The organism is Parasphingorhabdus sp. JC815, assembly GCF_040717415.1.
Classification (GTDB): Bacteria; Pseudomonadota; Alphaproteobacteria; order Sphingomonadales; family Sphingomonadaceae; genus Parasphingorhabdus.
The window spans coordinates 116,027-131,818 of sequence record NZ_JBFEFM010000005.1; the positions used below are offsets into that span (position 1 = coordinate 116,027).

Annotated in this window: 13 protein-coding genes; 11 read left to right on the forward strand and 2 right to left on the reverse strand. The window is 53.6% G+C overall.

Going from position 1 to position 15,792, the window contains the following annotated elements:
- Positions 1-21 precede the first annotated feature (21 nt).
- From AB1K62_RS12075 to AB1K62_RS12090, 4 genes are all read left to right on the forward strand, one after another.
- Positions 22-1,164 carry an 8-amino-7-oxononanoate synthase gene (locus AB1K62_RS12075; protein ID WP_367003859.1) on the forward strand — a complete coding sequence of 381 codons (1,143 nt, stop codon included), beginning with the start codon at positions 22-24 and terminating at the stop codon, positions 1,162-1,164.
- Entirely contained in the window at positions 1,161-1,787 is a 627-nt protein-coding gene (bioD, locus tag AB1K62_RS12080; protein ID WP_367003861.1) for a dethiobiotin synthase, read from the forward strand. The genes AB1K62_RS12075 and bioD overlap by 4 nt, the downstream gene beginning before the upstream one ends.
- Positions 1,784-3,043, forward strand: coding sequence for an adenosylmethionine--8-amino-7-oxononanoate transaminase (locus tag AB1K62_RS12085; RefSeq protein WP_367003862.1), 1,260 nt, complete (start codon positions 1,784-1,786; stop codon positions 3,041-3,043). The genes bioD and AB1K62_RS12085 overlap by 4 nt, the downstream gene beginning before the upstream one ends.
- Positions 3,044-3,117: 74 nt before the next feature.
- On the forward strand, positions 3,118-4,989 hold the full coding sequence (locus AB1K62_RS12090) for a sodium:proton antiporter (protein ID WP_367003864.1): 1,872 nt from the start codon (positions 3,118-3,120) through the stop codon (positions 4,987-4,989).
- 57 nt (positions 4,990-5,046) lie between these two features.
- Here AB1K62_RS12090 and AB1K62_RS12095 read toward each other — a convergent pair whose 3' ends face one another.
- Positions 5,047-5,751, reverse strand: coding sequence for a YggS family pyridoxal phosphate-dependent enzyme (locus AB1K62_RS12095; protein ID WP_367003865.1), 705 nt, complete (start codon positions 5,749-5,751; stop codon positions 5,047-5,049).
- A 57-nt stretch (positions 5,752-5,808) separates the two neighbouring features.
- Between AB1K62_RS12095 and AB1K62_RS12100 the strand changes: the two genes are divergently transcribed.
- Entirely contained in the window at positions 5,809-6,387 is a 579-nt protein-coding gene (locus tag AB1K62_RS12100) for a thiamine phosphate synthase (protein ID WP_367003866.1), read from the forward strand.
- Positions 6,388-6,903: 516 nt separating this feature from the next.
- Here AB1K62_RS12100 and AB1K62_RS12105 read toward each other — a convergent pair.
- Complete coding sequence (locus AB1K62_RS12105; RefSeq protein ID WP_367003867.1) at positions 6,904-7,638, reverse strand: hypothetical protein; 735 nt, start codon at positions 7,636-7,638, stop codon at positions 6,904-6,906.
- A 583-nt stretch (positions 7,639-8,221) separates the two neighbouring features.
- Between AB1K62_RS12105 and AB1K62_RS12110 the strand changes: the two genes are divergently transcribed.
- The 6 genes from AB1K62_RS12110 (at position 8,222) to AB1K62_RS12135 (ending at position 15,790) form a co-directional block, all read left to right on the forward strand.
- On the forward strand, positions 8,222-8,620 hold the full coding sequence (locus AB1K62_RS12110) for a DUF3576 domain-containing protein (RefSeq protein ID WP_367004054.1): 399 nt from the start codon (positions 8,222-8,224) through the stop codon (positions 8,618-8,620).
- Between the two features lie 63 nt (positions 8,621-8,683).
- Positions 8,684-11,212 carry a leucine--tRNA ligase gene (gene leuS / locus AB1K62_RS12115; RefSeq protein WP_367003868.1) on the forward strand — a complete coding sequence of 843 codons (2,529 nt, stop codon included), beginning with the start codon at positions 8,684-8,686 and terminating at the stop codon, positions 11,210-11,212.
- On the forward strand, positions 11,209-11,754 hold the full coding sequence (gene lptE / locus AB1K62_RS12120; RefSeq protein WP_367003870.1) for an LPS assembly lipoprotein LptE: 546 nt from the start codon (positions 11,209-11,211) through the stop codon (positions 11,752-11,754). Before leuS ends, lptE begins: the two co-directional genes overlap by 4 nt.
- Positions 11,755-11,778: 24 nt before the next feature.
- Positions 11,779-12,840 (forward strand): DNA polymerase III subunit delta, encoded by a 1,062-nt coding sequence (gene holA, locus AB1K62_RS12125; RefSeq protein WP_367003872.1) that lies wholly within the window; start codon positions 11,779-11,781, stop codon positions 12,838-12,840.
- A gap of 349 nt (positions 12,841-13,189) precedes the next feature.
- The gene (msrB, locus tag AB1K62_RS12130) at positions 13,190-13,588 is read left to right on the forward strand and encodes a peptide-methionine (R)-S-oxide reductase MsrB (protein WP_367003874.1); all 399 of its coding nucleotides are present in this window, start codon (positions 13,190-13,192) and stop codon (positions 13,586-13,588) included.
- Between the two features lie 87 nt (positions 13,589-13,675).
- On the forward strand, positions 13,676-15,790 hold the full coding sequence (locus AB1K62_RS12135; RefSeq protein WP_367003876.1) for a PBP1A family penicillin-binding protein: 2,115 nt from the start codon (positions 13,676-13,678) through the stop codon (positions 15,788-15,790).
- Positions 15,791-15,792: the final 2 nt, after the last annotated feature.

Below are 15,792 nucleotides of genomic sequence, written 5' to 3' on the forward strand. Positions count from 1 at the left end.
ATGGCCTGCTAACAGGCCGCCATGACCCGATTCGAACCGTTTCACCAGCAACTTAAAGCCCTTGACCAAGCAGGGCGCAAGCGCGCCTTGATCATCCCGCCAGCCAAAGATTTTTCCTCCAATGACTATCTCGGGCTGGCGCAAAGTGTATATATGAAAGATGCGGCCCACGCCGCTCTCGACAGCGGAATCGCCCATGGTTCTGGCGGGTCGCGGTTACTCGGCGGTAATCACCGTGAACATGAAGCGCTGGAAGAATTTGCAGCCAGCCATTACGGGGCACAATCAGCACTATTTTTCTCCAGCGGCTATGCGGCCAATCTTGCGCTATTCTCGACACTGCCACAAAGAGGCGATCTGGTTCTTTATGACGAGCTGGTCCATGCGAGTTGCCATGACGGCATGAAGCTGGGGCGTGCAGAGACCCAGAGCTTTCGTCACAATGACCTCGATGATCTGACAGACCGGATAAACGCTTATCGCCGCGCGGGCGGGACAGGGATGATCTGGATCACCGCCGAAACCCTCTATAGCATGGACGGCGACCGCACGCCGCTTCATGATCTGGCCAATATCGCCGAGCGCCATGACGCCATATTGATACTTGATGAAGCGCATGCGGTGGGCGTATTCGGGAAACGCGGCGTTGGCCTGTCCGGCGTGTTGGAACAACAAGAAAATCTGATCGTCCTTCGCACTTGTGGCAAGGCTTTGGGCGGAGAGGGCGGTTTGATTACCATGCCCACTGTGTTGCGCGATTTTTTCATCAATCGCGCCCGGGCGTTTATCTTTTCCACCGCGCCCAGCCCGCTTACCGCGCATCTGGTGCACAAAGCGATAGAATATGTGGCGCAGAACCCGGCGCTGCAAACCCGCTTGCAGGACCATATAAAACTGGCTGAATCGCGCCTAGGGCTGCTGTGCCCGGACACGCGGTCGGGTAGCCAGATTTTCCCCGTCATCATCGGTGAGGACCGGCCCGCCATGCAAATCGCCACCAATTTACAAAATGCCGGTTTTGATGTCCGCGCAATACGTCCGCCCACCGTTCCGGCAGGAACAGCGAGACTGAGATTGTCGCTCACGCTGAATGTATCGCAAGAGGATATATTGGCGCTTGCCGACCTTTTAATCGAAGCCCGGAAACTGGAGCAAGCCGCATGAACGGGTTCGTCATCAGCGGCACCGATACCGACATTGGCAAAACCGTCTTTGCTGCTGCGCTGACCGCCGCGCTGGGTGCTTCATATTGGAAACCGGTGCAGGCGGGACTGGACGGTGAGACTGATAGCCAGGCAGTCCAGCGTCTGGGCGGGGTGGATTCTGGCAAGATTCTATCCGAAAATTACCGTTTGCAGACGCCCGCTTCTCCCCATTTTGCCGCTGCTAAAGATGGCATTACCATCACCGCAGACGATTTGCCCATTCCAAAGGTTGACGGCCCATTGGTGATAGAGGGCGCGGGCGGGGCGCTGGTCCCGGTCAATGATGATCTGCTATTTGCCGATTTGTTCGCTTTGTGGAAATGGCCGGTCATCATCGCCGCTTCCACTCGGCTTGGCACAATCAACCACAGCCTGATGACCATAGAGGCTCTGCGTAGCCGGGACGTTCCAATCCATGGCATCGCTTTTATCGGTGAAGAAATAGCGGATAGTCAGGACACCATCTGCCGCATCGGCGGCGTCAAACAATTGGGCCGGCTGCCGATGATAAGCGATCTGTCACCACAGACGCTGTCTTGCGCTTTTCATGCCCATTTCGAACTATCGGACTTTACATTATGAGCGCAGAAATCTGGCATCCGTTTACCCAACATGGTCTGGGCGAGCCAATTCCCGAAGTCGTGAAAGCAGAGGGCGCAGTTCTATATACAGAAGATGGCCGAGAGGTAATCGACGCCATTTCTAGCTGGTGGGTGCAAACCCACGGACATTGCCACCCCCGCATTGTCAGCGCCATACAACAGCAAAGCGCAAAGCTGGACCAGATTATCTTTGCCGGATGGACGCATGAACCAGCGCGTCAGCTTGCTGAGGGTCTGTCCGGTTTTCTGCCAGCGGGTCTTGACCATATCTTTTTTTCCGACAGCGGCTCAACGGCGGTCGAAGTGGCCCTGAAAATGGCGCTCGGCTTCTGGCACAATCAGGGGTCTTCGCGGAACCGGATATTGGTGATGGACCATAGCTATCATGGCGATACGATCGGCGCGATGTCGATTGGCGCGCGCGGTGTGTTTAATCAGGCTTATGCGCCGCTGCTTTTTGATGTTGGCTCGATACCTTTTCCCGAACAAGGAAATGAACGGGCGGCGCTGGACGCATTGACCGCTTTTTGCGCGGATGAGGATAACCCGCCCGCTGCTCTGATTGTCGAACCGCTGGTTCTGGGCGCAGGGGGGATGAAGATATATTCGCCCGAAACCCTGGCCGAGATGCACCGTATATGCCGGGCGCATGATGTATTGTTCATCGCCGATGAAGTTATGACCGGATGGGGCCGCACGGGAACCCTATTCGCATGCGAACAGGCCGGTATCACTCCGGACATATTGTGCATGGCAAAAGGTCTGACCGGCGGGGTCATCCCGCTTGCCCTTACAGCGGCAAGCGCACCGATTTATGATGCCCATTTTTCCAAGGACCGGGCAAAAACCTTTTTCCATTCCAGCAGCTTTACCGCCAATCCGATTGCCTGCGCCGCGGCCAGCGCCAATCTGCAAATCTGGCGCGACGAACCGGTACAACAGCGGATTGACCATATTATCAGCTGTCATCAGCAGTTTGCAGAAAAACTCAAAAAGCAAGCGAATGTCTCTGCAATCCGGCAATGCGGCACCATATTGGCGTTCGAGATAGACGATAGCGCGGGCAATTATATGTCGGCGCTTGGCCCTGCGTTGCTACAGTTTTTTGCCCAACGCAATATACTGCTCCGCCCGCTCGGCAACAGCATCTACATCATGCCGCCCTATTGCATCACCGATGAACAGCTATCCGCGATTTACAGCGTTATAACAGACGCCATTGATCATTTCAGCTAAGCCAGTGGCCGGCAATTTTTGTCATGGACCAGATGCCTTTTGCATTAGGCATAAAGAAACGGCATAGATTATAGATGATTATTGTTGATTCGCTGATGGTGAAAATTGCGCTGATTGGCCTTTTGGGCATTGGCGCGCAGTGGGTCGCATGGCGCACGGGCCGTCCGGCTATCGCGCTAATGTTGATTGTCGGCATTATCGCCGGGCCGTTTTTGGGGATTATTGACCCCGAGCGCGATTTTGGCGCGTTGCAGGAACCGATCGTCAAGCTGGCGGTTGCTGTCATCCTGTTTGAAGGCGGGTTGAGCCTAAACTTCCGTGAGCTTCGTCAAGCGGGCGGCGCGGTTTTCATGATGATATTCATTGCCGGACCCATCGCATGGGCGCTGGGCGCTGGCGCAGCCCATTATGGCGCGGGCCTGTCATGGGAAATATCGGCATTGCTGGGCGGTATCATGATTGTCACCGGACCGACAGTCATCGGCCCCATGTTGCGAACGTTGCGCGTGCCTTCGCGCGTTAAAAGCGTCTTGAAGTGGGAAGGCATCGTTAATGATCCGATTGGCGCTCTGCTCGCCGTCGGTATTTATGCCTATATCACCTATGAAGGGGCCAATGCCAATATCGCAGCAATCAGTATAGACGTTTTGGCTGCCAGCTTCCTCGCCGGTTTAATTGGCGCTGCATTGGGCTTTGCAATAACCTGGTTATTTCCGCGCGGATATGTTCCGGAATTTTTGAAAGCGCCATTCTTGCTTATCACCGTTATCGGCGGATTTGTTACCGCCGACTTGATCATGCATGAAACGGGCTTAATCACCGTCACAGTTATGGGCGTGGTGATGGCCAACCGGACGATTTATTCCAGCCAAGCCCTGCACAGGTTCAAAGAAGATCTTTCAGTTCTGCTGATTTCCGGCGTTTTCATCATATTATCCGCGACGCTGGATATGGAGACGGTTCAGCAATTCCGCCCGCAATTTATTATATTCCTGATATTATTACTTTTTGTTGTGCGGCCATTATCGGTGCTGATCGCGCTTTTGTTCAGCTCGCTTTCATGGCGGGAACGGCTTTTCATCGCATGGATCGCGCCGCGGGGTATTGTTGCGGTGGCCGTCACCGGTCTGTTTGCCATCCGCCTGACCGATTACGGATTGCCCGGCGCCGAAGCACTTGTCCCGCTTAGCTTTGCGGTGGTTATCGCGACCATCTTTGCCCATGGATTTTCCGCCAATTGGGTAGCCGGGCGTCTAGGCATTAACGAGGGCAAGGGCAAAGGCATATTGATCGTCGGTTCAACAAGATGGTCGGTGGCTCTGGGCAAAATCCTGAAATCCTTGGATATCGAGGTCCTGATTGCGGATACAAGTTTATTCGCGCTGCGCCATGCCCGCAGTGAGAAACTGGGCGTGCATCATGGTGATATTCTGGATGAAGCGCATAATGACAATATAGATTTGAGCCAGTTTCAGCATATGATCATCGCTACCGAGAATGACAGCGAAAACCGGCTAATCGCCGCTGACCTTGGCCCGGAAATGGGTTTTGAGCAAATTAGTCGCCTGGCCAATGACAATGGCATGAAAAACAATCACCGGCCACGCCATGGTCGTTTACTATTTGAATCAGGTGCAGATTTTAACAGTTTGATCGACCGTGAACGCGAAGGTTGGCGGTTCAGCAAAACCCGTATTACCGAGATTTTCTCATATAAAGAATATCGCAATAATCTTGACAAGGACGAGGAACCTCTTGCTGTTTTCAAAGAGGACCGTCGTTTATTGTTCTTTTCTACCGACACCAAGCCGGTGGTTGAAGAAGGGGATATCATTATCAGCTTTGTGGCCCCGGACACGCCCGAAGAACGCAAAGCCGACCGCGCTGCCAAGGATGCCGACAAAAACGGTGATACGAAAAACAATGATATGAAAAACGATGCCTAGTTTTTAAGCGCCGTATATTCGGGTGCCCGGTTTTTCATTCGAGCCACCGCTGCTAAATTAACCCCGTTCGCCGAATAAGGCAGTGCCCACGCGTATATGCGTCGCGCCCAATTTTACCGCCGTTTCAAAATCACCCGACATACCCATGCTTAGCCCGGTCAGCTCATTGTCTTTGGCCAGCTTGGCTAGCAGCGCAAAATAGGGGGCCGGATGGACTTGGGACGGCGGAATACACATGAGGCCGGGCACTTCAATATCTGCCAGACGCGTTGCTTCAATCAACTTGGGAACATCAGTAATCTCGCACCCGCCTTTTTGTGGTTCTTCCCCAATGTTTACCTGAATGAAACAGGGAATGCGCCGGTCCAGCTTGTCCATCGCTTTAGCCAGTGCCTTGACCAGTGAAGGCCGGTCGAGTGAATGGATAGCATCAAAAAGCCGCACCGCATCTTCCGCCTTATTGGACTGTAATTGCCCGACCAGATGGACTTTGACTGGCTCTACATCTGCTTGTTCTTCACTCGCCTGACCATCAAAAGAGCAATATTCTTCGCGCAGAGCGGGCCATTTTTCTTCCGCTTCCTGCACGCGGTTTTCCCCGAAAAGTCTGTGACCGGCATCCAGTAAAGGCCGGATTTCATCTGCAACACGTGTTTTTGAAATCGCTATGAGGTTTATGTCCTCTGCCTTGCGCCGCGCCAGCTTGGCCGCCTTGGCCATTTTGTCCTGCACAAAGATCAGCTTTTCCTGAGATTTATTCATCAAACACTCATCATATTCTTAATTGGCTATTGCCCTGCTATATGGCAGGCAGGCCTGATGCACCAGTCCCGGTTTTCCGATCTCTATCCCCAAAGTTACCCGCATATCTGGTTGATGACCGATGCCCGCAATGATGCCATGCTAGAAAAATCTATCAAGGCATTGCCCCGTGGCAGCGGAATCGTGTTTCGCCACTATCACCTTTCGCCAGATAATCGCCATAAACGGTTTGCCGAGGTCAGGCGCTGGGCAAAGCGAGGCGGGCATATTCTGCTGCTTGCCGGGCCACCGTCAACAGCACGTCTATGGGGCGCGGACGGGGTTCACGGCCGGCAATGGAAAAAGCATCAGACCGCTGGAATGATCCACAGCGCACCAGTGCATGACCGGAATGAGATTTCCTTGGCAAATCACCATGGCGCAGATCTGTTTTTTCTTTCGCCCGTTTTTTCAACGCGGTCCCATCCCGGTCAGCGCCCACTAAGCCAGATGCAATTACGACGCCTTGTCACCTTATGCGCTATTCTGCACCGCAAGCCAGTCATATTGCTTGGCGGTATGAACGCGCGGCGGTTTCAGCAACTGGCGGGTTTAGGCGCTTATGGCTGGGCCGCGATTGACGGATTAAGTTTTTGAGGGGAGATTCTTTATTTAACCTCAAGCGCCGGGCGGGCGCATCCGCGCCCTTGGCTATCCTCGCATAAGCTCGGGCGCGCGGTCGCGCTTGCCTCCGCTGCGCGTCGGAGGGGTGGCGGACTGTAGGTGTGTGTCTAGAGTTGAGGTGATTCTTTTTTAGACCTCAGGCGCCGGGCGCATCCGCGCCCTTGGCTTTCCTCGCATAAGCTCGGGCGCGCGGTCGCGCTTGCCTCCGCTGCGCGTCGGTGGGGTGGCGGACTGTAGGTGTGTGTCTAGAGTTGAGGAGATTTTTACCGCAGGCGCCGGGCGCAGGCATCCGCCCGCTTGGCTATCCTCGCATAAGCTCGGGCGCGCGGTCGCGCTTGCCTCCGCTGCGCGTCGGGACAGCGCGACCTTTGTGCGATGTTAATGGAAATCACCAGACGGACGGGAAAGGCAGGTAAGACTGACCGGCCGCCGCACCTTATGCTACGGATGCGTGCTTAGGATTAAATAAAAGCCCTATTACAGCAGGAACTAGAACCGGAATTGTGTTCCGACATAAACGGCCTGACTATCCTGACGCGAGTCGGTCAGAGGGGCCATGCGATCCCGCTCGTTTTTATAACGCACACCTGCGGTGACATCCAGATTGCGGGTCACCGAATAGCTGCCGCCGACATCAAGCGAATAGTCTTTCTCGTTCAAAGCAGCCGGCGTCGAACCAAGTGGCGTTTTTGCATCAAGGGATAAACGCGGGTTGAACCGTCTCTTCTTACCAGAGCGGTCATCATCATTTAACCCTGCGCCCATTTGGGAAAGATCGGGTAAATTATCGCCGAGCTTTTTAACCGGAATAGCAAAACTCTTCAGCCCTTTGGCTTTGCCAAGGCTGAAAGACGTCGGTGTGACTTTAGCCGACATCAACAAGCCCGATCCGGGCGTTGCGGAAAGAACATTTTCACGGATGGAAATGGCTTTGCTGGACGCGTTCTGGCGAACCACAACGGTCACGGCACGATCGCCGCTTGTGCTCCCGCCAGCCGGCGTGAATTTAAACTGTGTGTTGTTCAGCAAACCGTCACGTTTGAACCGCGCGGCCAATTCCGGATCTGCACCAGCGGTTGTAAAAGAACTGATCGTGCTAAGCGAAGGCAAGGAGACTGCTTTGCTTTGCTGGGACAAAACACGCGCCACAGCAGGAGTAATGGCAAGACCGGACGCAGCGAGTCCCGCTGCTAACCAACCTAATATATTGCCATTTTTCTTCATTGCGACGGTATTTCCCCCTTATCAGGATAGTTTTATATCAAACTTTCGGGCAAGAAACGAGTCAACTTGTCGAATCAGCCCACTTTTTTTCATCTGGTCGTTATGTGTTGCACTTCGGTTACAATTTGGGGTTACAATTTGGAGTTACGACTTCCTGTTTTATCTGGCCTGTTTATCTAAGCACAGTCTTAACATAATCAAGCTGAACCGGGCATTAGTGCAGGATGCTTCAACCAGCCTGTATCGCACGGCTGGCTTGGCCTAAACAGACATAAACCAGTGAAGGATACCGTCTGAAAGGACTTCACAAATGATCTGGCGCTTACGCATACACTGGAATATCCCGTTTCGGTTTATTCAACTGCTATTAACGCGGGACTGAGCATGAACGAAAAGTTGCGCTTTGGCTTGCCCCTTGCGGCAAAGCAATTATAGAGAGCGTTGAAACCAGATTTATCGGCATGAGGCGTCATTCTCAATTTTATCCGCGTCAGAATGCCAATCGAGGAGCTTGTTGATGTCCCGCCTTATTAAATCCACTTCAAAAATACGCCCTGCGATACTGGGTTTTTCCGCTGTGACAATGCTATCGGTTCTTTCCGCCTGCGCCAGTAACGATAAACCATCCGCCGATCTGGCTGCTGCGAAAGTTACGACCATTGGCGTAAATAGCTATTTGTGGCGCGCCACGCTTGACAGCTTGTCATTCATGCCGCTGACGCAAACAGACAGCAATGGCGGCGTTATCCTGACCGATTGGTATGTAAATCCGAACAACCCGTCGGAACGGATGAAATTGAATATTTCGATATTGGATCAGGATTTGCGCGCCGATGCCTTGCGCGTTGCTGCGTCGCGCCAGATACGCTCTGGCGGCACATGGGTCGATGCGCCGGTGAAAGCCGCAACGACACAAAAACTTGAACAGATCATACTGACCAAAGCGCGCGACCTGCGCCGCGGCACAATATTATCTAACTAATCCAGCGACACGCCTGCACAATCGGGCCAATTCAAACGAGCCAAATTTCTTAATAGGACCATCATGACGGATCAGCGTTTCAACCCTTTATCGGCGGACAAACGCTGGCAATCCCGCTGGGCGGAATCCGGCATTTTTGAAGCCGATGACCAGTCTCCAAAACCGCGCAGCTATGTGCTGGAAATGTTTCCCTATCCTTCTGGCCGCATCCATATGGGCCATGTTCGCAACTATACGATGGGCGATGTGCTTGCCCGTTTCCGCCGGATGCAGGGCTTTGAAGTGCTTCACCCGATGGGCTGGGACGCCTTTGGCATGCCGGCTGAAAATGCGGCGATGGAAAAGAAAGTCCACCCCGGCGAATGGACCCACGCCAATATCGCTTCCATGCGGGATCAGCTGAAAACGCTGGGCTTTGCGTTCGACTGGAGCCGTGAACTGGCGACCTGTGATCCGGAATATTATGGTCAGGAACAGGCATTATTCATCGACCTGTTCGAGGGCGGTCTGGTTTATCGCAAGGAATCGGCGGTGAACTGGGATCCGGTGGACATGACCGTGCTGGCCAATGAACAGGTGATCGACGGTAAAGGCTGGCGATCGGGCGCTCCGGTGGAAAAGCGCAAATTAAGCCAGTGGTTTTTGAAGATCACCGATTTTGCCGAAGAGTTGCTCGACGGGCTGAAAGACCTGAAAGGCTGGCCTGAGAAAGTCCGCACGATGCAGGAAAACTGGATCGGCAAGTCTCAAGGCCTGCAATTTCATTTTGCGCTAGCCGAGAAACAACAGGATATTGACACGGTCGAGGTTTTTTCGACCCGCCCCGACACAATTTTTGGTGCGAGTTTTGTCGCTCTGTCCGCCGATCATCCGCTGGCCCAGCAACTGGCAGAAAATGACGATAAGCTCGCGGCCTTTTGTGAGGAGTGCAAAAAAAGCGGAACGACAGCGGCTGAACTTGAAACGATGGAGAAAAAGGGCTTTGATACCGGCCTGAAAGCCGTTCATCCGCTCGACCCGTCGTGGGAATTACCGGTGTTTGTCGCCAATTTCGTGCTGATGGATTATGGCACCGGCGCGGTTTTCGGCGTGCCCGCCCATGACCAGCGCGACCTTGATTTTGCCCGCAAATACGCTCTGCCTGTTACCCGCGTTGTCGCTGCAAAAGGCGATGAAGACGCGCCTATCCACGACGAAGCCTATAGCGGCCCCGGCAAGCTGGTGAACAGCCGGATGCTGGATGGCATGGAAATCGAAACCGCCCAGAAAACCGTGATTGACCGCGCACAAACAGAAGGCTGGGGCACAGCCCAGACGACCTGGCGGCTGCGCGATTGGGGCGTGTCGCGCCAGCGTTATTGGGGCACACCTATCCCGATCATCCACTGTGAAACATGCGGCGCGGTTCCGGTTCCAAAGGACCAATTGCCCATCGTTCTTCCCGAAGATGTCAGCTTCGATATTCCCGGCAATCCGCTGGAACGCCATCCGACATGGGCCGATGCCGATTGTCCGAAATGCGGTCAAGCTGCGCGACGCGAAACCGATACATTGGATACATTTGTTGACAGTAGCTGGTATTTCCTGCGCTTCGCCAGCCAGCCAGGCGACAAGCCGTTTGACGCAGAAACCGTGCAGAAATGGCTTCCGGTATCGCAATATATCGGCGGCGTTGAACATGCGATTCTACACCTGCTGTATGCGCGTTTCTGGACCCGTGCGCTGGCGTCAATCGGGAAACTGGATTTTAGCGAACCGTTTGAAAGCCTGTTCACACAAGGCATGGTGACGCATGAAACCTATAAGCACGGCGATGGTAGCTGGCTCTCACCCGATGAAGTTCGCAAAAATGGCACCGACTGGGAAGTGATCGCTGACGGTTCTGCCGTTACCACTGGCCGGGTAGAGAAAATGTCGAAGTCGAAGAAAAACGTCATCGACCCCGATCCGATTATTAGCCAATATGGCGCAGATGCTGTGCGTTTCTTCATGCTGTCCGACAGCCCGCCGGAACGCGATCTTCCGTGGTCTGAATCGGGCATTGAAGGAAGCTGGCGCTTTGTTCAGCGTTTGTGGCGGCTGTTTACCTCAATCGCGGATCAAGCGCCCAATAGCGGCGAAGATAAAGCGCTTAAACGCAAGCTGCACCAGACCATCGCCGATGTTGCCGAATATATCGAGGGACTGTCCTTTAACAAAGCGGTCGCCAAGGTGTTCGAACTGGTCAATATGATCGAAAAAGCCGCGCCTTCGGCTGATCGGGACACGGCTATCCGCAACCTTGCCATTATCGTCGCGCCAATGGTTCCCCATATCGCCGAAGAGGCGTGGGCGCTTCTGGGTAACGATGGCCTGATCGCAGCACAGCCATGGCCGGAGGTGGATGAAAGCCTGTTGGTAGAGGATGAAGTGACCATCGCCATACAGGTGCGCGGAAAATTGCGTGATACGATTACTGTAGCGCAAGGCAGCGACAAATCGGCGCTGGAGGAACTTGCACTTGCTTCCCAAAAGGTGCAGCGTATCATTGATGGAGCGGACATTAAAAAGGTGATTGTCGTGCCTGACCGGCTGGTCAATATCGTGATATGACAAAACTGCCCGAGATTTTTCACTTATTTCCTAAGCTACTGGCCCAAATCATTTTGCTGACGGCTAGCGCTGCTCTTGCGTCCTGCGGCTTGCAACCGCTTTATTCCGGCGGTGCGAACGGCGTTGTTGCTACGGGATTGGGCCATGTGCAAGTCGAGCCGATAAAGGGCAAAGCTGGCTGGCTGGTGCGTAATGCGCTGAATGACCAGCTCTCGCATTTTGATGGCAGCGAGACGAAATACCGGCTCGTCGTAGAACTGGATGATAAAATCGCCGGCTTTGGCGTGCGTAGCAATGACCGTATCACCCGCGAACGCCGCACCTTGCGCGCGCGTTATCAACTCGTTCGCCTATCCGATGACGCGGTGATGCTTGATGCAACCGCCGGTTCCGATGCCGGCATTGATGTTGTGTCGTCAGAATATGCCACAGTTGTAGCCGAAGAAACCGCATTGGAGAATCTTTCCAAAATTGTCGCGGACCAGATTGTAACCCGGCTATCCCTTTTTGCCCGCAAACAGGCGAGCGATAGCAGCGAATAATGGTTGCGGCATGAAGAGACAGCCGTGAAAGTTAAGGATAATGAAATCGTTCGCCGCTTTCATGCCGCGCCTGATAGCTTTAAATTGGCGGTTTTATGTGGTCCCAATGCTACGCGGTGTCAGGCATTGGCGAATGAACTTGCCGCGCCGCTTGCTGGCAATGCGGAGCGGGTTGACCTGACTATCGCCGACCTGAGCGAAAGCGCGGCGCGGCTGAATGACGAAGCAACATCCGCGTCTCTATTCGGGGATAAACGCTACATCATGGTCCATTTGAACAGCGGTGAAGCCGTTCGCGCGGCTGCATCAATAGAGAATCTGTTGGAAAGCCAGACCAGCGGCGATCCGGTTTTTATCGTTGCAGCGGGAATGGCCGACAAAACCGCCTTGGCCAAAAAAATTGCCAAAGCTCCCGATGCTCTGATCGCAACCTGCTATGAAACCTCCCAAGGTGATGCTGTGACAGCAATATCAGGCATGGCCCGCGATGAAGGCTTGCGGATATCGCGCGACATGTCCGCCGCTATTGCTGCGCTGACCAGTAATGATCTGGTGCTCGCCAAGCTCGAAATTGAAAAACTGGTCCTGTATCTTGATGCTACACCGGACAATCCACGCGAAGCAGAAGCGGATCTTCTTTCGGTGTTGGGAGCCGAAAATGACGAGGAGGATCTGGGCCTGTTAATCAACGCGGCGATGAGCGGTGACATCAGAAAGCTGACCAGCGAATTGGCCTCGGCCATGATTATCGGATTTAGCGAAGTCGGCCTGATCCGGCTAATGCTGCGTCATTTGAGCAAGCTGGCGGAGCTACGCGCAAAAGTCGATCAGGGCGGCAATATCGGTAAACTGGTCAATCACCCCAGCATTTTCTGGAAAGACCGCGACAATTTTGCCCGGCAACTTGGCTTGTGGCCCGCAGCCCATATTGCGCGGCTGATCGAACGGATATTATCGCTGGAAATCGCTTTGAAAAGTAGCGGTCAACCCGAGCGCGTCCTGGTCGAACAGGAATTGCTGACCATCGCCAGAAAAGCAGCGCAAGCCAAAAAAAGTGTTGGCCAAAAGAGTGCCGGGATGCGTTAGGACCCGCCTGCGCCGATAATAAAGAAAAATCCGGCTTTCCTACATAGTCATAGATATATTATTGATAATCTGTTCTTTCTCAGTTTTGAATATCTCGTTGGCGGGGCGTTTCCACAAAAGCCGCTCTGCTATTGCCGTGCGAAAATTGCCGTGCTGATTTTCAATATTTGGCCAAAAAAATGCCTTCCTTGGTGTGAACTTAGTGAACTTAGCGAGCGGTGATGGACAAATCGGGAGAATATATCGACGGGGAAAATGCGCTCCGGAGCCATCATATAATGCATGTAGCATCATCAGATAGTTGTGGGGGCCGCTTGACGGCAGCCATTATTGTTCCCATTTTATAATCATGGAAAAAATCACCCTCAGCGCTACCGAATGGCGCGACAAATTGACCCCCGAACAATATCATGTGCTGCGCGAAGCCGGAACTGAGCGTGCGTTTACCGGAAAGCTGAATGCCGAAGAACGCGACGGAGAATATTTTTGCGCCGGTTGCGGCACCAAATTATTTGATTCAGCGAAAAAATTCGATAGCGGTTGCGGCTGGCCCAGTTTCACACAGCCAGCAGAAGCCGATGTCGTCACCGAAGTCGAGGATCTAAGCCACGGCATGCGTCGTATTGAAGTGCGCTGCTCCGGTTGTGACGGACATTTGGGCCATGTTTTCCCTGATGGTCCGGCAGAAAACGGGCTGCGCTATTGCATGAACAGTGCTGCGATGGAATTTGAACCAAAAGACGATTAATCAGCTGCATTTCTGCATTGTTCAGCCTGTAGTAACCCGCTAACACGATACAAGAGCGCTTCGTAAGCGTATAGTGAATAGGACAATATGGCGCGGGGCAAAAAACGCAGCAAACAATCCGGACCAGTGCGTAAGTGGTTTTTCCGGTTAGTGAAAACAGCTTTGGTCGTTGGCCTGCTCGGCTTTGTTGCGCTTGTCGTTGCGGTCATGGTCGTCCGGTCGTCACTTCCCGGTTATGAAGACCTGAAATCCTCTCCCAACGGACAGATGATCCGGGTGCTCGACACCAACGGCCGGGAATTGATTTCCATGGGGCCAAGCTATGGTCAATGGCTGGATTACAGCGATATTCCGCAAGTTATGATTGATGCCATGGTGGCCGTTGAAGACCGCCGCTTTGAAAGCCATTTGGGGATTGATCCGATCGGGATTATACGATCGGTCAAGGTCCGTCTGGATCGTGGTCATTGGGCACAAGGCGGGTCGACCATTACCCAGCAGCTGGCAAGAAATATCTTCCTCAGCAACACTCGGACATTTGCGCGCAAGGGGCGTGAAATGCTCATTGCTCTGGCCATGGAAGGCAAATTTTCCAAACAACAGATTCTCGAGCTGTATCTTAACAAAGTCTATTATGGCGGCGGTGCTTATGGAATTGATGCTGCGTCCCGCCGGTTTTTTGCACATAGTGCGACGGAGCTGAACCTTGCCGAGGCTGCGATTATTGCCGGCCTTGTAAAAGCACCCTCGCGCTACTCCCCTACGGCTGATGCACAGGCCGCGATTGACCGGGCGTCAGTTGTGCTGTCCGTAATGCATGATGCGGGCGCGATCACCGCTGCACAAGCCGCCGAAACCAAGCCCAAAGCAGTCAAGCTGGCTCCCGAACCACGGCATAACAGTGTCCGCTATTTTACCGATTGGGCTTTGCCGCAACTTGACCTGTTAATTGATGAAACAGTCGAACCGATTGAAGTCTGGACGACGCTCGACCTTAATATGCAACGGGCAGCCACCAATGCTATCCAGTCCCGCGTTCCAGCTGGTGCACAGGGTGCATTGGTCGCGATAGACCGCGATGGCGCCATTCGCGCAATGGTCGGTGGAACCGATTATGTCACTTCCAATTACAACCGCGCGACCCAGGCCGTTCGCCAACCCGGATCTGCATGGAAGGTCTTTGTTTATATGGCCGCTTTAGAAGCAGGCTATACCCCTAATGACATGGTAACCGATCAACCGATTCAAATCGGTAACTGGTCCCCGCGCAACAGCGGTGGACGCTATGCCGGTGATATCACATTACGCACCGCCTTCGCTTATTCCAAAAACACCGTCGCTGCAGCACTCGGTAATGATATAGGGACTTCGACTGTCGCCAATATGGCGCGCCGTTTCGGGATTACGACCAAGATTGATACCAATCCATCAATGGTTCTGGGAACATCGGACGTCCGGTTGCTCGACATGACACGGGCGTTTGCCTCAATCAATGCCAAGGGCGTGGCAATCACCCCTTATGCCATTACCAAAGTCAGCACGATGAAGGGCAACGTCCTTTACCAGAATAAATTTGATGGTAGCCGCGTATTGATAGACCCATGGGTTGCTGCCGGTATCACCGACCTGATGCAAACGGCCGTGAATGTCGGAACAGGCAAAGCGGCACAGATAGGCCGTCCTGTCGCAGGGAAAACAGGCACCACGAGCAGCAATAAAGATGGGTGGTTTCTAGGCTTTTCAAGCGGTCTGACCACGGGTGTGTGGATGGGCCGCGATGATGCGAAACCAGTGCGTGGATTGCAAGGCGGTCGGGCACCGGCATCGGCTTTTGCTGCATTTATGAAAACCGCTGTGGCGAACCGGAAGATTGAAAAATTTGATACCGAACTGGTCCTGCCCGACTGGCAACTGGAGCCGGATGAAGAAGATCTGTTCGGCGCGCCCGAAGATGGCATCTATGTTGATGAAAACGGTATGCCGATTGAAACGGGTCAAGGGCTGGAATATGATATGGAAGGCGGGCAAGCACCCGGTGATCCGCCCCAACTGGATCAGGAGTGGATTGATTCAGTTTTAGGTCGATCAGAACCATCGGAACAAAAGAAACCTGCGGACCAACCGAACCGTCCGGCTGAACAGCCACCAGCACCGGTTTCAATTTTACCCAAGCCCGCCCCGAAACCAGCCACGCAGGAATAGCG

Bases quoted from the DNA above. Each gene is read 5' to 3' on its own strand.
- AB1K62_RS12075 (WP_367003859.1), top strand. From the start codon at position 22: ATGACCCGATTCGAACCGTTTCACCAGCAACTTAAAGCCCTTGACCAA.
- bioD (WP_367003861.1), top strand. From the start codon at position 1,161: ATGAACGGGTTCGTCATCAGCGGCACCGATACCGACATTGGCAAAACC.
- AB1K62_RS12085 (WP_367003862.1), top strand. From the start codon at position 1,784: ATGAGCGCAGAAATCTGGCATCCGTTTACCCAACATGGTCTGGGCGAG.
- AB1K62_RS12090 (WP_367003864.1), top strand. From the start codon at position 3,118: ATGATTATTGTTGATTCGCTGATGGTGAAAATTGCGCTGATTGGCCTT.
- AB1K62_RS12095 (WP_367003865.1), bottom strand. From the start codon at position 5,751: ATGAATAAATCTCAGGAAAAGCTGATCTTTGTGCAGGACAAAATGGCC.
- AB1K62_RS12100 (WP_367003866.1), top strand. From the start codon at position 5,809: ATGCACCAGTCCCGGTTTTCCGATCTCTATCCCCAAAGTTACCCGCAT.
- AB1K62_RS12105 (WP_367003867.1), bottom strand. From the start codon at position 7,638: ATGAAGAAAAATGGCAATATATTAGGTTGGTTAGCAGCGGGACTCGCT.
- AB1K62_RS12110 (WP_367004054.1), top strand. From the start codon at position 8,222: ATGCTATCGGTTCTTTCCGCCTGCGCCAGTAACGATAAACCATCCGCC.
- leuS (WP_367003868.1), top strand. From the start codon at position 8,684: ATGACGGATCAGCGTTTCAACCCTTTATCGGCGGACAAACGCTGGCAA.
- lptE (WP_367003870.1), top strand. From the start codon at position 11,209: ATGACAAAACTGCCCGAGATTTTTCACTTATTTCCTAAGCTACTGGCC.
- msrB (WP_367003874.1), top strand. From the start codon at position 13,190: ATGGAAAAAATCACCCTCAGCGCTACCGAATGGCGCGACAAATTGACC.
- AB1K62_RS12135 (WP_367003876.1), top strand. From the start codon at position 13,676: ATGGCGCGGGGCAAAAAACGCAGCAAACAATCCGGACCAGTGCGTAAG.